This window comes from Marinobacter sp. (genome assembly GCF_048266785.1).
Lineage (GTDB): Bacteria > Pseudomonadota > Gammaproteobacteria > Pseudomonadales > Oleiphilaceae > Marinobacter.
Window position 1 is genome coordinate 269898 of sequence record NZ_JBLWYX010000002.1, and the last position, 15337, is coordinate 285234.

At 55.4% G+C, this 15337-nt stretch carries 15 protein-coding genes; 8 read left to right on the top strand and 7 right to left on the bottom strand.

Annotation, left to right across the window (positions count from 1 at the left end; all coding sequences use genetic code 11):
- Positions 1–105: 105 nt before the first annotated feature.
- Positions 106–507, bottom strand: a complete 402-nt coding sequence (locus ACN0V1_RS04770) for a DUF4168 domain-containing protein (RefSeq protein WP_417543894.1) — start codon at positions 505–507, stop codon at positions 106–108.
- Between the two features lie 190 nt (positions 508–697).
- On the opposite strand from ACN0V1_RS04770, the gene ACN0V1_RS04775 reads away from it, so the two are divergent.
- From ACN0V1_RS04775 to ACN0V1_RS04790, 4 genes are read left to right on the top strand one after another with little or no spacing between them, the layout of a single operon-like run.
- On the top strand, positions 698–2170 hold the full coding sequence (locus tag ACN0V1_RS04775; protein ID WP_417543895.1) for an ATP-binding protein: 1473 nt from the start codon (positions 698–700) through the stop codon (positions 2168–2170).
- Entirely contained in the window at positions 2167–3606 is a 1440-nt protein-coding gene (locus tag ACN0V1_RS04780) for a sigma-54-dependent transcriptional regulator (RefSeq protein WP_417543896.1), read from the top strand. Before ACN0V1_RS04775 ends, ACN0V1_RS04780 begins: the two co-directional genes overlap by 4 nt.
- Positions 3606–4511 (top strand): DMT family transporter, encoded by a 906-nt coding sequence (locus ACN0V1_RS04785; RefSeq protein WP_417543897.1) that lies wholly within the window; start codon positions 3606–3608, stop codon positions 4509–4511. Before ACN0V1_RS04780 ends, ACN0V1_RS04785 begins: the two co-directional genes overlap by 1 nt.
- Positions 4504–4782: a GIY-YIG nuclease family protein gene (locus tag ACN0V1_RS04790; protein ID WP_417543898.1), complete on the top strand. Its 279-nt coding sequence runs from the start codon at positions 4504–4506 to the stop codon at positions 4780–4782. The genes ACN0V1_RS04785 and ACN0V1_RS04790 overlap by 8 nt, the downstream gene beginning before the upstream one ends.
- Here ACN0V1_RS04790 and ACN0V1_RS04795 read toward each other — a convergent pair.
- Positions 4760–5653 carry an alpha/beta hydrolase gene (locus ACN0V1_RS04795; RefSeq protein WP_417543899.1) on the bottom strand — a complete coding sequence of 298 codons (894 nt, stop codon included), beginning with the start codon at positions 5651–5653 and terminating at the stop codon, positions 4760–4762. The two genes, ACN0V1_RS04790 and ACN0V1_RS04795, sit on opposite strands and share 23 nt — an antisense overlap.
- Positions 5654–5732: 79 nt before the next feature.
- Here ACN0V1_RS04795 and ACN0V1_RS04800 point away from each other — a divergent pair, with 79 nt between their 5' ends.
- Positions 5733–6725 (top strand): alpha/beta hydrolase, encoded by a 993-nt coding sequence (locus ACN0V1_RS04800; protein WP_417543900.1) that lies wholly within the window; start codon positions 5733–5735, stop codon positions 6723–6725.
- Between the two features lie 105 nt (positions 6726–6830).
- Positions 6831–7487, top strand: a complete 657-nt coding sequence (locus ACN0V1_RS04805) for an OmpA family protein (RefSeq protein WP_417543901.1) — start codon at positions 6831–6833, stop codon at positions 7485–7487.
- Between the two features lie 81 nt (positions 7488–7568).
- On the opposite strand, the gene serA is transcribed toward ACN0V1_RS04805, so the two are convergent.
- Positions 7569–8798: a phosphoglycerate dehydrogenase gene (gene serA / locus ACN0V1_RS04810; RefSeq protein WP_417543902.1), complete on the bottom strand. Its 1230-nt coding sequence runs from the start codon at positions 8796–8798 to the stop codon at positions 7569–7571.
- Positions 8799–8989: 191 nt separating this feature from the next.
- Between serA and ACN0V1_RS04815 the strand changes: the two genes are divergently transcribed.
- Positions 8990–10393, top strand: coding sequence for an FAD-binding oxidoreductase (locus tag ACN0V1_RS04815; RefSeq protein WP_417543903.1), 1404 nt, complete (start codon positions 8990–8992; stop codon positions 10391–10393).
- The gene (locus tag ACN0V1_RS04820) at positions 10393–11076 is read left to right on the top strand and encodes an SIR2 family NAD-dependent protein deacylase (RefSeq protein WP_417543904.1); all 684 of its coding nucleotides are present in this window, start codon (positions 10393–10395) and stop codon (positions 11074–11076) included. The genes ACN0V1_RS04815 and ACN0V1_RS04820 overlap by 1 nt, the downstream gene beginning before the upstream one ends.
- Positions 11077–11279: 203 nt before the next feature.
- On the opposite strand, the gene ACN0V1_RS04825 is transcribed toward ACN0V1_RS04820, so the two are convergent.
- Genes ACN0V1_RS04825 through ACN0V1_RS04840 form a run of 4 tightly spaced genes read right to left on the bottom strand, consistent with a single transcriptional unit; the run spans position 11280 to position 15224 of the window.
- Positions 11280–12590, bottom strand: a complete 1311-nt coding sequence (locus tag ACN0V1_RS04825; RefSeq protein WP_417543905.1) for an ABC1 kinase family protein — start codon at positions 12588–12590, stop codon at positions 11280–11282.
- 47 nt (positions 12591–12637) lie between these two features.
- Positions 12638–13300, bottom strand: a complete 663-nt coding sequence (locus ACN0V1_RS04830; RefSeq protein ID WP_417543906.1) for a fumarylacetoacetate hydrolase family protein — start codon at positions 13298–13300, stop codon at positions 12638–12640.
- Positions 13301–13352: 52 nt separating this feature from the next.
- Complete coding sequence (locus ACN0V1_RS04835) at positions 13353–13895, bottom strand: adenine phosphoribosyltransferase (protein WP_417543907.1); 543 nt, start codon at positions 13893–13895, stop codon at positions 13353–13355.
- Between the two features lie 30 nt (positions 13896–13925).
- Positions 13926–15224 carry an NCS2 family permease gene (locus ACN0V1_RS04840; protein ID WP_417543908.1) on the bottom strand — a complete coding sequence of 433 codons (1299 nt, stop codon included), beginning with the start codon at positions 15222–15224 and terminating at the stop codon, positions 13926–13928.
- Between the last annotated feature and the right edge of the window lie 113 nt (positions 15225–15337).

A 15337-nucleotide genomic window follows, 5' to 3' on the forward strand; every position in this document is an offset into this window, starting at 1 on the left:
AACTGCCAGTGAGATTTGCAGTTACGGTTTGTTAAGGCACTATAAAAAAGCCCCGCGCTTGGCGGGGCTAAACTGATGAACAGCTTGTCCGGTATCGACCGGCGTTTACATCAGCGCTTCAATACGGTTGCGTACTTTCGGCTCGCTGCTGTAGGCCGTAGCTATGGCATTATAGGTCGGGATGTCCATGCCTGAATCCTCGATGACCGATACCATCTCATCGTTGGCTTTCATCTGCAGTTCCTGAGCTTTCTCCTGGGAATCCGCTGCTTCAATTTTCTCGATGTACTCTTCGCGCACTTCGGTAATGCCTTCCTGTGCTGCAATGAACTTTTTCAGTTCAGCGTCGTTGTAGTCGGTCTTCTGAGTGCCCGCTGCTGCGGGGTTCGAGTAGCCGGTGGAATCGGTTGCTGCCGGGCTTTGCTGGGTCTGGTCCGCCATGGTGGGTGCGGTGGCCAGCAGGGCAATGGATGCGGTAATGGATACGAGTAATTTGTTCATATTCATAATCGACTTCTCCTGTTTCATTTGCGTTCACCAAGCACTAATCAAACACCGTGCCAGTCTCTTGCTTTGAAATAATTTCCTTTTAAAACATTAGGTTGACCTTATTTGTTGGTTAATCTCACGTAATGAGGGTTGTGGCGAAATGCCACATGTGGCAGAAATGTGTGGCAATTATGTCGCTGGAGCCAGAATGAAACCCTCCCTCAGAAATGCCGGCCAGGTTTTTGGATCGATACAGTTAACGTTGGTATTGAGCATTGTTGTCCCTTTGCTCGTCATTAGCGGGCTTGCCATTTATCTGGGGTTTGGCGCCGTAGAAAGAGCCTTGAATGATCGCTTGCGGGAAGATCTGGAATTGGTTGCCCGCGCGGCCAGCGGCCCGCTTTCCCGGGCGATGCAGGAAAAAGACGAACTGGTAATGGGCGATTCCCTGAAATCGATTTTCCGGATTGGGCGTGTGTCGGGCGCATCGGTATTTGACAAGGATGGTGCCCGAATCGCCAGCCTTGGCCTGGCCGATACAGATGTGGGTAACAGCGCCAGTGCGGAGCAGGTGATCAATAGCGGCGAGCTTGGCGGAGCGTTTCGCTGGGTGGACGGGCAGTCCGTATTCTCGCACTTTACGCCCCTGGTAGCCGCAGACGGTCGTATACAGGGGTTGCTGCAGATAACCCGCAGACGCAGTGATTTCCATGAGCTTTTGGCCTCAAGCCGCCTGTGGGCGGTGTCTATCTGGTCTGCTCTGGCGATCACGATCATTCTGGTGGTGGTGCTCGGGCATTACGGTGCTGTGGGCCGGCATGTAAGTCGGCTATTGAGCACGATGGCGGGTTTGGCTCCCGGGCACTGGCGTCTTGGTGCGGATCCATCCGGCCCCCGTGAGCTGAGGCAGATATATGGTGGTGTGCGGGAGATGGGTGAGCGCATGGCCCGCGCGGAAGAGGAAATACAACACCGTGTGATCAAAGAACGCGAGCTGGCTGAGCGCCTGGAATATCAGGAAAAAATTGCCATGATCGGGCGCGTGGCGGGGGGTGTCGCGCACGAACTGGGCGCTCCGTTAAATGTCATTCAGGGGCGCGCAAATATTCTGGCGCGTCACGAGCTCACGGATGAGCAGCGCCGCCATCTGGAGGATATAGGCTACCAGGTAGGGCGTATGACCATGATTATTCAGCAGCTTCTGGATTGTTTCCGGCATGTGCCGGATTCACGACGGCCAATCAGTCTTGCTGCAGTGCTCAGAGATGTGTTGGATCGTGCCGCTGAGGACGAGAAATGCCGAGGCAAACGCATGCTGAGCGAGGGCCTTGATGCGGACGCCAGGATCAGGGCGGAACCCGTGAGATTGGAATTAGCGTGTCTTAATGTGGTGCGCAACGCCTGCCAAGCTGCTCGTTCTGAGGTTATTTTGTCGCTGCATCACGGCGGTAACGAGTGGGAGGTGCGGGTAGATGACGATGGCCCGGGCATAGCACCCGAAAAACGTGAGTCTGTGTTTGAGCCTTTTTACAGCACCCGGCCAGCGGGAGAGGGTACGGGGCTTGGGCTGGCGGTCGTCTGCAGCGTGCTGAAAGAGCACGGTGGCCGGATTGAAATCGGGAACAATGAAGCGGGCGGATGCCGGATGAGCCTGTTCTGGCCAGTGGAGGCAGCGGAATGAGCGAGCACCAGGCAACTATTCTGCTACTGGAAGATGATGCCAGCCTGAGCCTGTTGTTAAGTGAAGAGCTCGAGCTGGATGGCTATCGCGTAACTCGCGCCAGCACGGTAAACGAGGGCTGCCGGCTGCTGGCTGACGAAACACCGGATCTGGTTGTCTCTGACCTTCGTCTGCCGGATGGAGATGGTCTGGAACTTCTCAAGGCAGCTCAGACTGACGGCCATAGCTTGCCTTTTATCATCATTACCGCGTTCGGAACCGTGGATCAGGCGGTTGATGCGCTAAAAGCCGGGGCGGATGATTTTCTGACCAAGCCGTTATCCACTGACCACCTGCGCCTGAAAATACGTCGGTTGCTGGCTCAGGCCGACCTCACCCGGCAATTGCAGCAGCTTCTTACGCACCAAGGCGAGGATGAATCTCTCGGTCTCATTGGTGAACATGAAAGCATGGTTCGGCTTCGGTCTGAGATCCGACAGATTGCCCGCAGCGAAGCCGCAGTGCTGATCTGCGGCGAAAGCGGCACCGGTAAGGAGCTGGTCGCGAGAGCTATTCACCAGGCCAGTGGGCGGAACTCCGGGTCTTTTGTGGCTGTTAATTGCGCCGGCATCCCCGGCGAACTTATGGAAAGTGAATTTTTCGGTCACGAGGCGGGTGCTTTTACCGGCGCCCGACAGGCCCGCAAAGGTCTGTTCGCAGAAGCCCACGGCGGCACTTTGTTGCTCGATGAAATTGGAGAAATGCCCCTGGCCTTGCAGGCGAAGCTGCTACGGGTTCTGCAGGAGGGCATGGTCAAACCAGTGGGGGCGGATCAGGAAGAGCCGGTGGATGTGCGAATTCTCGCCGCCACCCATGTGGATCTGCTCAAGGCAGTACGCGAGGGAAGCTTCCGGGAAGATCTATACTACCGGCTGGAAACCTTCAGCCTGCGTATTCCGGCGCTGAGAGAGCGGGGTGATGACGTCGATCTGCTCGCGATGCATTTTTTACGGGAGGCGGCACGGCGGCATCAGCGCGGGTTTCTCAAGCTTAGTGAGGTAAGCGCCCGCACTTTGATGGATTATCCGTTTCCGGGTAATGTCCGAGAGCTGGGTAGCGCCATCGAAAGGGCCGTTACCTTCTGTGAGGGCGATACCATTCAGCCCGATCATTTGCCTGAGCGGGTAAGGAAACGTCAGGGCGGTGCGGTCAGCCCCGAAGCTACCCGATCTGATGGAAACATCTCCGAATGGCCGACACTGGAACACCTCCAACAAGACTATGTGCGCGAAGTGATGCAGGCGGTGAATGGCAACAAGCGCCGGGCGGCGCAGATTCTGGGCGTTAACCGACGCACCTTGTATCGGTGGCTGGCAGCGGGTCAGTCGGCGGGCGAAAACAATGATGAAGCCAGTCCTGAGAGCACCGGTGCACGAGAGCTGAAAGGGGAGCCGTAATGACAAATCAGAAAACAGCCATGCTGTACGGGCTGGGCACGGTTCTGCTCTGGTCTACGGTGGCCACCGCTTTCAAGCTGGCGCTTGCGGATCTGGCACCAGTGCAAATGCTGCTGGTTGCCTGCGCCTCGTCTGTGCTGGTTATGGGCTGCATTCTGCTGTTGCAGAAGCGCTGGCACCTGGTGTTTTTGTTGCGCAAAAAGCAATACGTTCAGTCATTTGGTATGGGGCTGATCAACCCCTGCCTGTATTACTTTCTGCTCTTCGGCGCTTTTGACCGACTGCCTGCCCAAGAGGCGCAGCCGTTAAATTATACTTGGGCGTTGGTTTTGGCGTATCTGTCGGTACCTTTTCTGGGGCATCGGTTGCGCAAGCTGGATATACTTGCCGGGCTGGTCTGTTACGCCGGGGTTGTGGTGATTGCCACTCGTGGCGCCGTTACCACTCTCAGTTTCTCAGATCCGCTGGGCGTCTCACTGGCAATCGGCAGTACGCTTGTCTGGGCCTCCTACTGGATTATCGCTACCCGTGATACGCGCGACCCTGTGGTAGGGCTGTTTCTGAACTTTTTGTTTGGCCTTCCGGTGATTGCACTGATCTGTTGGTGGACGGAAGGCTTGGCGTTGCCGCTAACGGGTTCACTGGTAGCGGCCGTATACGTGGGTGTGTTTGAGATGGGCATCGCCTTTGTACTCTGGTCTTATGCCATGAAAAAGGCGGAAAACACCTCCAGGGTAAGCAATCTGATCTTCATTTCGCCTTTCCTGTCTCTCGTGTTTATCTATTTTATTCTTGGTGAACAGATTCTGTCGTCGACCTACATTGGCCTGGTGCTGATTATGATGGGCCTCTGGTTGCAGCAGAAAAAGGTGAGAGCAAGGGAGCAGGTGCTGACTGATGGCTAGTGACTGGTCTGTTTACATGGTTCGTACCGCCAGTGGCGCGCTTTATACCGGTATCAGCACAGATGTCCTCCGCCGCTTTGCTGAACACCAGGCTGGCGTGCCCAAAGGCGCGCGAAGTCTGAGGGGCAAGGGCCCGCTGGAGCTGGTGTTCAGTTCGCCGGCCGGCGACCGCAGCCGGGCTTCAAAGCTGGAGTGGCACATCAAACAATGGCCGAGAAAGCGCAAAGAGGCGCTTGTGCTCGGTAAGCTCAGCCTGCCAGATGCTCTCTGATATGCTCGCCAGCGGCTTGCACGGCGGCTGTAGCTCGGTCCAGCTGGCCGCTGTGAACCTGGAAAACGTGCCAAAGGCTGTTAAACACCTCAAGGTGAGTTTTAACCCCGGCCTTTGCGGCTGCGCTTGCGAGTCGCTCCGCATCGTTAAGCAGAATTTCCTGGCTTCCGACCTGGATCAGTATCGGGGGCAAACCCTCAAGGTCGCCGAAAATCGGTGAAATCAGCGGGTTGCGCAGAGACTCCTGACCGGCGTAGAGTTTCGCAGCCTTGGCTGTCCAGCGTGGTTGCAATACTGGCTCGCACTCGGGTGAATACAGCGCTTCCTGGGTCAGATCTACCCAGGGTGAAAAAACCGTAAGGGAGGTGGGCAAGGGCTTACCGCGGTCACGCAATCGCAAGGCCAGCGCAATCGTCAGCCCGCCGCCTGCGGAATCACCGGCAATGGCAATTTGCCCGGGTGCGAAACCTTCATCAATGAGCGCCAGCCAGGCAGCTTCCGCGTCGTCCAATGCGGCCGGGAAAGGGTGCTCCGGTGCAAGGCGGTAATCCGGAGTAACTACCATGCAGCCGCTGGTTTTGGACAGATGCCCGGTAATACCTTTGTGGGTAGTGGCAGAGCCGATGATGTAACCGCCGCCATGCAGATACAGCACGGCACCGCGTGTGGCCTGGCCGAACGAACTCCTGATAACCGGAGTGCCTGCCAGTGTACCTGCCTGAAAGCGGCAGTCACCGGGCGGAACAGAGCTTCGGTAGGCGTGCCTTACCAGTGTGCGTTGAACTGAAACCGGTACCTTGGGATGAAGAGCCGGTTTCACCAGGCGATTCATGGTCTGGCGCAGCCCGGTTTCAAGAAGATGTTGCAACATCTGTGTTATGACCCCGCTATGGGTTAGGATTGAGCATCGTAATTCGTATTATCTATTCATGACAGGCGTTTAACTCTACGTGTACTGGAAAACAGATACCATAGAAATACCGGATTGGGATCGTGGGTCCCTGCTGGATCGGCTTGAGCCTTTTGACCCGGGTGGACGGGAAGGGCTTAGCGAAGAAATGGTGGCCTATTGTCGTTTTTATGGCCTTGATCTCTGGGTTGAACATCCTGAGGTTGAGTATCACCAAGGCTATGTAGCGGCGGACCGGCATGAAGTCATGGTGCATTACTTTCGGTTGCCGGAGCAGCGGGCGAAACGTGGTACTGTGTTCATTCTGCACGGTTATTTTGATCATGTCGGCTTATACAGCCAGTTGATTGACCGCTGCATTGGCGCCGGTTTTGATGTGCTGGCGTACGACCAGCCAGGTCATGGGCTTTCCAGCGGGACACCGGCGGCAATTGGCAGCTTCCTGGAGTATCAGGGGGTGTTGTCAGAAGTTCTTGCCCATGTCCGGGACAAAATCCGCGGGCCATGGTTTGCGGTTGGCCAGAGTACGGGGGGCGGCATACTGATTGATTACTTGCTGTCGAATCATCACTCCCGGGAAACATCAGAATTTCGTAAAGTGGTCTTGTTGGCGCCGCTGGTCCGGCCAGTCGGTTGGCTTGGTGCCAGAGTTCTGCACACGGTGGTCAAGCCGTTTATCAGCCGCTGGCAGCGTGTATTTTCCGCAAACAGCGGCAACACACATTTTTTGCGCTTCCTGAAGGAGCATGATCCGCTGCAGGCAAGAGCAGTGCATGTTGACTGGGTAAGCGCGTTGCGCACTTGGATACCGCACATTGAATCGGCCCGCCCTGTAGACTTTCCGGTCACGGTGGTTCAGGGAGAAAAAGACCAGACAGTGGACTGGCAGCATAATCTGAGAATTATCCGCAATAAGTTTGCATCGGTGGAGGAAGTTCGAATCGCCGACGGTCGTCACCACCTGGTGAACGAAGCCAAGGATTTACAGGCCACCGTGTTCAATACAATTATCGACACATTTAATCACCCGTAGCAGACGTCCCTGAGAACTCTTGATGCGTCGCGACAACAAGGCCGCAGAGTTTGAAGGCTTGAAGCTGAAAAGACGTTTGTAAAAAGCCAGCCACAGGAGAATGCTGTGAAGAAAACAATGCTCGCATTAGCAGTTACAACCATGGGCCTCGCCGGTTGTATGACGTATGACCCTTACACCGATGAAGAGAAAACTTCGAATGCAACCAAAGGCAGCATCATCGGCGCCATCGGTGGCGCAGCTGTAGGCGCTGCAACCTCAAGCAAGAGTGATCGCGGCAAAGGCGCACTGATTGGTGCAGCAGGCGGTGCAGCTGTCGGTGGAGGCATTGGCTATTACATGGATCGGCAGGAAGCAGAGCTGAGACATAAGCTGAAAGGCACAGGGGTCCGGGTGATTCGTAACGGTGACGAGATCGAGCTTGTCATGCCCGGTAATATCACCTTTGATCTGAACCAGACCACAATCCGGGGTGGCTTCACAAGTACGCTGGAATCTGTTTCCCTGGTTCTGAAAGAATTCGACAAGACCATTATTCAGATTGAGGGCCATACAGACAGTTCCGGTGCTGACAGCTATAACCAGCTGCTCAGTGAGCGCCGTGCGGGCTCTGTGAGGGACTTCCTGCTCAATCAGGGTATTGAGCCCAAGCGTACCCGTGCGGTGGGTTATGGTGAGCGTTACCCGATTGCATCCAACGACACTTCGGCAGGGCGTGAGCAGAACCGTCGTGTTGAACTGACGCTGGTACCAATGCAGTAGCCGGTTAACAACCCGGGTCCCGGCCTTGCCGGACATAAAAAACCGGAGCACAAAGCTCCGGTTTTTTATGTCCAATGCTGCTTAAAACAGCACACGAGCACGAATGGTACCTTTTACCTGGAGCAACTTCTCCAGGGCAAGTTCACCGTAGGCCTTGTCTACATCGATCACCACGTAACCAATGTCTTCTTTGGTCTGCAGGTACTGCCCGCACACGTTGATGCCGTTCTCGGAGAATACCTGGTTGATTTCAGACATCACGCCCGGCACGTTCTCATGAATATGCAGCAAGCGGTGCTGGTTCGGGTGCGAAGGCAAGGCAACTTCCGGGAAGTTAACAGAAGACACTGAGGTGCCGTTGTCACTGTACATCGCCAGCTTTTCTGCCACTTCACGCCCGATGTTTTCCTGTGCTTCAATGGTGGAGCCGCCAACATGTGGTGTCAGGATAACGTTGTCGAATTCCCGCAACGGAGAAACAAATTCCTCGGTGTTGGATTTGGGCTCAACCGGGAATACGTCAATCGCGGCACCCAGCAGCTTGCCGCTTCTGAGGGAGTCTGCGAGAGCATCAATATCAACAACAGTGCCTCTTGAGGCATTCATCAGAATAGAGCCAGGCTTCATTTGAGCCAATTGCTCTGCCTTGAACATGTACTTTGTGGCCGGTGTTTCCGGCACATGCAAACTCACCACATCCGCGATGTTGAGCAGTTCATGCATGGTACCTACCTGCGTCGCATTACCGATGGACAGTTTGGAAACCACATCGTAGAAGTACACATCCATGCCCAGGCTTTCCGCCAGAACACTGAATTGGGTACCGATGTTGCCGTAACCGATGATGCCCAGCTTTTTACCACGAATCTCGTAGCTGTCTTTGGCCGATTTCTGCCAGTCGCCACGATGTGCCTTGGCGTTTTTCTCCGGAACACCACGGAGCAGAAGGATAGCCTGTGCCAGAACCAGTTCAGCAACACTGCGGGTGTTGGAGAAAGGCGCGTTGAATACCGCGATGCCACGACGGGTCGCCGCCTGCAGATCCACCTGGTTGGTACCGATACAGAAACAGCCCACGGCAACCAGTTTTTTGGCAGCCTCAAATACGTTTGCGGTCAACTGGGTACGGGAGCGAAGGCCAACAAAATGCGCATCGGCAATCTTCTCAATAAGATCTTCCTCGGCCAAAGAGTGACTGAGGTACTCAATGTTGGTGTAGCCTGCGGCGTTCAGGGTATCCAGGGCGGATTGATGCACGCCTTCCAGCAGCAGAATCCGGATTTTGCTCTTTTCGAGGGACATCGTTGACATGGGCTTCGCTTCCGAACCTTTCGTGGCATGAAATGACCTGCAGCCAGTGATCGTCGGGGCTGGCTCACAGAACAGGGGCGGTATGATACCATAAAAGCAACTTTTCACAGTGTGCCGGTTCGCCTGGATCAACTGGACTGAGAATTTGTATCCAGAGCTGCCAGCCCAACCCTGACGAGACTGATTCCTTGATGAAATCCGAACAGATCATTGCTTCCCTGAAACAGCTGGTTGCCAACGGCGAGGCTCCCGGAAAGGTACTGACCGACCCAGCTGATCTTGAGAGTTACGGCAAAGACTGGACGCGAATCTATGCGCCCAACCCACTGGCCATCGTGCTCCCGAAAACCACTGAACAGGTCCAGGCGCTGGTCATATTTGCCAACGAAAACCGGGTTGCGCTGGTTCCTTCCGGTGGCCGTACCGGTTTGAGCGCAGGTGCCGTGGCCGCCAACGGGGAAGTGGTTGTTGCTTTCGACAACATGAATCAGATTCTTGATTTTAGCGCCAGCGACCGCTTGGTTCGTTGTCAGGCTGGCGTTGTGACCGAACAGCTACAAAACTTTGCCGAAGAGAACAACCTTTACTACCCGGTCGATTTTGCGTCTGCCGGCTCCAGCCAGCTTGGCGGCAACCTTTCCACCAACGCGGGTGGCATCAAGGTCATTCGCTACGGCATGAGCCGCGACTGGGTAGCCGGCATGAAAGTGGTCACCGGTAAAGGCGACATCCTTGATCTGAACAAGGATCTGGCAAAGAACAACACGGGGTATGATCTGCGCCACCTGTTCATCGGCGCTGAAGGCACGCTAGGGTTTATCACCGAAGCCACCATGAAGCTCTCGCGCCAGCCCGACAGCCTCACGGTGTTGGTGCTCGGGCTCAATGATCTCGGCAACACCATGGATGTGCTGAAAACCTTCCAGAGCGGCCTTGATCTGACCGCTTACGAGTTCTTCTCGCATCAGGCCATGGGGCATGTTCTGGCCCACGGGCAGGTACAGGCTCCGTTTGAAACCGAAGCGCCTTACTACGCGCTGCTGGAGTTTGAAGCGACATCGGACCAGGTGATGGACAATGCCATGAACCTGTTCGAGCAATGCATGGAAAATGGTTGGGTACTGGACGGTGTTATCAGCCAGAGCGAAACCCAGGCCCAGAATCTGTGGCAGCTGCGTGAGCGCATCTCGGAATCCATCGCGCCCCGCACGCCCTACAAGAACGATATTTCCGTTGTGGTCTCTAAAGTTCCGGGTTTTCTACAGGAAATCGATGAGCTGGTAGCTGAACAATACCCGGATTTTGAAATCATCTGGTTCGGCCATATTGGCGATGGCAACTTGCACCTCAACATCCTCAAACCGGAAGACATGGCAAAAGAAGACTTCTTCGAAAAGTGCCAGCAGGTTAACAAGTGGGTGTTCGAAATTGTCGAGAAATACCAAGGCAGCGTTTCTGCCGAACATGGCGTGGGCATGACCAAAAAGCCCTACCTGCAATACACACGCAGCGAAGCAGAAATTGCCTACCTGAGAGGGATCAAACAGGTATTCGACCCAAACGGCATCATCAACCCCGGCAAGATCTTCGACTGATGCAAAGGCATGTTGTAGTCCTCACCGGCGCTGGCATCAGCGCCGAGAGCGGCCTCTCCACCTTCCGCGACAACGGCGGGCTTTGGGAGCAACATAGTGTTTACGATGTTGCCACCCCCGAAGCCTTCGCCCGCAATCAGGAACTGGTGCTGCGCTTCTACAACGAACGCAGGCGCCAACTCGCCACCGCCCAGCCAAACCGCGCCCACCGCCTGCTCGCCGAACTGGAACAGAGCCACAGGGTAACCATCGTCACCCAAAACGTAGACGACCTGCATGAACGCGGCGGCTCCAGCACGGTAGTCCACCTGCATGGCGAACTCACCAAAGCCAGAAGCTCAGTTAACCCGGAACTGGTCTACGACATAGGCTACCGCGACATCCAACTGGGCGAGCAATGCGAATACGGCCAGCAGCTACGCCCGCACATCGTCTGGTTCGGCGAGGAAGTCCCAATGCTCCAACCGGCAGCCGATATCGTCCGCACCGCAGATGAGCTGCTGATCGTTGGTACATCGCTACAGGTATACCCGGCTGCCGGGTTGGTTCATGAGGTGGAGAGAGACGTACCGATTACAGTGATAGATCCGGGCGAAACTCCCGGTGTTTCCCGTGCAAGGGTTATCCGCAAAGGTGCAGGAGAGGGCATTGCCGAGTGGGTAGCGAACTTTTTGGCCAGATAGACATCGGCAGCACGAAGCTGTCAAAACCAAGCAGAATCAAAAGTAGTGTGGATAGCAAACGGCTGAGCTCGGCAGGCGGGATCCGGACAAGCTTTTCAAAACTGTGCGGAGCCATGGATGGCGGAGCCAAGCGTACAAGGACGTATTCACAGCGTGTTTTGAAAAGCTTGTTCGGATGTCGCCGTCAGCACCAAAGCTAAAGCTCAGGGCGACTCAGCAAGATACCGACGAAGCTCCTCACCAAAAGCAGCCTGAACCCCCAGCCGTTTCAGCATCCAATAATGCCCCGCAATCATCCGGTCAATAAAAATACTCTCAACCGGCGGCTTGAACGAATCCAGATACTTGAACACCGTGCTCGTCTTGGCAGCAACACTTTTGTGAATACTGGATTCGCCAAAATCATAAGGCTGCTCAGAATCGAACGGCACAACGAGAATATCCCGCCACATGGCGTAATAAGCCTCATCAATAGCCGGTTGACTCCCTACCCGGGCCCCCAGATCGATCAGATACGAATCCAATGCCTTGTAATCCTGAGCCAGCGCTGCGGTCACGGCATTGCGGTAAGCCTCAACAATCTCCGGCTTCAGTTTCTTGATGCAGCCGAAATCGTACACCACAATGCTGCCATCCGGCCGATACGCAAAGTTCCCGGCGTGAGGATCACCGTGGATACACTGAAAACGGAATAGCTGGTCGGCCATGGTGGTAAACATGCGATGGCCGATCAGATTGATCGTGGCCTGGTCGTAGTGTTCCGGCGTAACCTCGCTGACGTGGTCGCCTTCCTCCAGCTCAAGCGTAAGCACATGGCGGGTAGAATGGCTATGAATTACAGCAGGAATAACCACCCAGGAATCATTCTTGTGAAACTCCCGGAACAGTTCAATGTTGCGGGCTTCGTTCTCGTAGTCCAGCTCTTCCCGCAAGCGCTCGCGAATCTCTGTGAACAACTGGTCAACCGACTCTTTCGGCATTTTCAGCAAGCCGCCGAGCTTGAGAGCCAGGCGCAACTGTTTCAGATCGGAATCGCAGGACTCATCAACACCCGGATATTGTACTTTTACAATCACATTGGTGCCGTCGTGCAACCGGGCGCGGTGCACCTGACCTATGGACGCAGCGGCATAGGGCGTTTCCTGAAGATATTCAAACAGTTCGCCTACGGGCTTGCCCAGCCCGGTTTCTACCTGCTCAAGAATAATCTCGAAAGGCATGGCCGGCGCTTCTTTCTGGAGCTTTTGGAGGGCATCCGAAAATTCTCGTGGCAGGAAATCCTGAGTCTGGGACGCAATCTGGCCCACCTTCATGGCTGCGCCTTTCATTTCGCCGAGGGTGTCAGTAATGCGGTTAGCCATGCGGGTGTAGCTTTCGCTACGGGCGCCGTCGTCATTCTCGCTGCTGAACATGCTGCGGGCTTTCTGGCCGGCATATTGCCCTGCCACCGAGGCAGTCATGCCGGCAAGCTTGAAGAAACGACCACTGCGTGAGGTAACCGGTTTTTTTGCCATGCCTGACTATACGTGCTCTTCAGATAGAAAGATTGTGACAGCCCACGTTAAACCACTTTGGTAGAGACAGACAACTGATCCTCCAGTTGCAGCGACAGGGTTTGCCCTGAGTGCAATGGGCCAACGCCACTGGGGGTGCCCGTGATCACCACATCGCCCGGCAGCAACGTGAAGTGGCTGCTTATGTGAGCGAGCAGCGGAATGATCGGGAAAAGCATATCCCGGGTATCACCGCTTTGCTGGCGCTTCTCGTTGATATCCAGGCTGAAAGTAATGTGATCGTTACGAAAACGCTCTGCGGCCACAAACGGAGACAGGGGGCACGCCCCATCGAAGGCTTTGGCCCGCTCCCAGGGGTGTCCTTTTTCTTTCAACTGGCTTTGCAGATCCCGAAGGGTCAGATCCAGCGCCAGGCCGTAACCGAGAATGGCTGCCTGAGCCTCGCTGGGAGTTGCATTGGTTAATGGTTTGCCGATCAGTACCGCCAATTCGGTTTCGAAGTGCACTTGGCCATAATTGGCGGGAAACGCGAGGGGGCGTGTTACATGCACTGCTGAGGTGGCGGGTTTGATGAACAGCAGAGGTTCGGCAGGCACCGGGTTGTTGAGCTCTTTTGCGTGCTCCGCGTAATTGCGGCCAACGCAAACGATCTTGCCCAGTGGCAGATGTACCGGTGTGCCGTCTTTCCAGTGGTGCTGATAATGATCCATGGCGATCTCCCAATAAGCTTTCAGTGCTTGCTCAGCAATCGGGGCGAAGTTTCTATTCGCCCTCAAACGAGCATACAGTATAGACCTTCAGACCCTCTTCCTGCAGCTTGGCAGATCCGCCAAGATCGGGGAGATCGATCATTGCAGCAACTTCTATAATTTCTGCGCCGATACGGCGAATCAGCCGGCTGGCGGCCAGCATGGTGCCACCGGTGGCAATCAGATCGTCCACCAGTATCACTTTGTCGCCGGGTTTGAGCGCATCCTGGTGCAGCTCTACCGAGGCGGTTCCGTATTCCAGTTCGTAGTCTTCCACCAACGTATCAAACGGTAGCTTGCCTTTTTTGCGCACCAGTACCAGCGAGGCATTGAGCTCATAAGCTAACGCCGAGCCGATGGTGAATCCCCGTGCATCCACCGCAGCCACAGCATCAATATCATGGCCGTGATAGCGGTGAACGAACGCATCGATCAGCTTCCGGAAGGCGGTTTTATCCTGCAGAACCGTGGTGATATCACGAAAGGCGACGCCGGGCTTTGGCCAGTCTGGCACTGTGCGGATGGCTTGCTTGATGCTTTGAGAAAAGTAATCCATAAAAAGTCCGGCTCTCAGTCCGGGCGCAGCTTAACCTGCGTCCAGAAAGATGAATTTCAGGATGAAAACGATAGAGATCACCACAACACTTGCGTTCAGGTCTGACCAGCGTCCGCTAAGGGCTTTGATCACGGCGTACGTGATGAAGCCCAGTGCAATGCCGTTGGCGATGGAGAAGGTCAGTGGCATCACCAGCGCGGTAACGACCGCTGGTGCGGCATCAGTAATGTCCTCCCAGTCTATCAGTTTCAGGCCGCCGGTCATCAACACCGCAACGTAAAGTAGAGCCGGCGCCGTGGCATAGGCTGGAATAATGCTCGCGATGGGTGCCAGCAACAGGGAGGCGAGGAACAGCATGGCTACAACCACGGCTGTCAGACCGGTGCGCCCACCCGCAGAAATACCTGCCGTGGACTCAATGTAACTGGTGGTGGTCGAGGTGCCGAGAGCGGCGCCAGACATGGTCGCAACAGAGTCAGACATCAGTGCGCGGCCCAGACGAGGGAGCTTGCCGTCTTTGTCCAGAAGGCCGCCGCGCTGAGCAGCACCAATCAGCGTGCCCGATGTATCGAACAGATCGACGAACAGGAACGCGAAAACAATGCTGATCATGCCGACGTTCAATGCACCGGCGATATCCAGTTGCATGAAGGTGGGCGCAAGGCTTGGCGGGGCGGAGACAAAGCCATTGTATTCGATCATTCCCAGCATCATTGCAATAATGGTCACGGCAATTATGCCGATCATCACCGCCCCGGTTATGCGGCGGAACGAAAGCGCACAAATCAGTACAAATCCGCCAAAGAACAACAGGCTTTCGGCAGATTTCAGCTCGCCCAGGCCAACCAGCGTAGCGGGGTTATCTACTACGATACCGGCGTTTTTCAGAGCGATGAGTGCCAGGAAGAAGCCGATACCAGCGGTAATCCCGAAGCGCAGGGATAAGGGAATGCTGTTGATGATCCACTCGCGGATCTTGAAAATGCTCAGCAGGAAGAAGATCAGGCCCGAGAGAAAGACGGCACCAAGCGCAACCTGCCAAGTGTACCCGAGACTACCCACAACCGTGAACGAGAAAAAGGCGTTCAGGCCCATGCCCGGAGCCAGGGCGATCGGATAGTTGGCCCAAAGGCCCATAATCAGAGTGCCGATGGTTGCAGCCAGACAGGTGGCAACAAAGACTGCCCCGAAGTCCATGCCAGTGGCAGACAGGATGCTGGGGTTGACCACGATAATGTAGGCCATGGTCAGGAAGGTAGTGATGCCCGCAATCAGTTCTTTACGAACGTTGGTGCCGTGGGCCTGGAGTTGGAACAGTCGTTCGAGCATGACGGATGTCTGCCTCTCGGGATGCCAGAGTGTGAGGATTAGCTGCGTGAAAAAGCGGCAATCTTACCGGCTGAGGACCCTCAGGCCAAGAGATGATTCCTGACCACAGGCTC

Bases quoted from the DNA above. Each gene is read 5' to 3' on its own strand.
- ACN0V1_RS04830 (WP_417543906.1), bottom strand. From the start codon at position 13,300: ATGGATCATTATCAGCACCACTGGAAAGACGGCACACCGGTACATCTG.
- ACN0V1_RS04795 (WP_417543899.1), bottom strand. From the start codon at position 5,653: ATGTTGCAACATCTTCTTGAAACCGGGCTGCGCCAGACCATGAATCGC.
- ACN0V1_RS04815 (WP_417543903.1), top strand. From the start codon at position 8,990: ATGAAATCCGAACAGATCATTGCTTCCCTGAAACAGCTGGTTGCCAAC.
- ACN0V1_RS04835 (WP_417543907.1), bottom strand. From the start codon at position 13,895: ATGGATTACTTTTCTCAAAGCATCAAGCAAGCCATCCGCACAGTGCCA.
- ACN0V1_RS04770 (WP_417543894.1), bottom strand. From the start codon at position 507: ATGAATATGAACAAATTACTCGTATCCATTACCGCATCCATTGCCCTG.
- ACN0V1_RS04840 (WP_417543908.1), bottom strand. From the start codon at position 15,224: ATGCTCGAACGACTGTTCCAACTCCAGGCCCACGGCACCAACGTTCGT.
- ACN0V1_RS04790 (WP_417543898.1), top strand. From the start codon at position 4,504: ATGGCTAGTGACTGGTCTGTTTACATGGTTCGTACCGCCAGTGGCGCG.
- ACN0V1_RS04780 (WP_417543896.1), top strand. From the start codon at position 2,167: ATGAGCGAGCACCAGGCAACTATTCTGCTACTGGAAGATGATGCCAGC.
- ACN0V1_RS04785 (WP_417543897.1), top strand. From the start codon at position 3,606: ATGACAAATCAGAAAACAGCCATGCTGTACGGGCTGGGCACGGTTCTG.
- ACN0V1_RS04775 (WP_417543895.1), top strand. From the start codon at position 698: ATGAAACCCTCCCTCAGAAATGCCGGCCAGGTTTTTGGATCGATACAG.
- serA (WP_417543902.1), bottom strand. From the start codon at position 8,798: ATGTCAACGATGTCCCTCGAAAAGAGCAAAATCCGGATTCTGCTGCTG.
- ACN0V1_RS04825 (WP_417543905.1), bottom strand. From the start codon at position 12,590: ATGGCAAAAAAACCGGTTACCTCACGCAGTGGTCGTTTCTTCAAGCTT.
- ACN0V1_RS04820 (WP_417543904.1), top strand. From the start codon at position 10,393: ATGCAAAGGCATGTTGTAGTCCTCACCGGCGCTGGCATCAGCGCCGAG.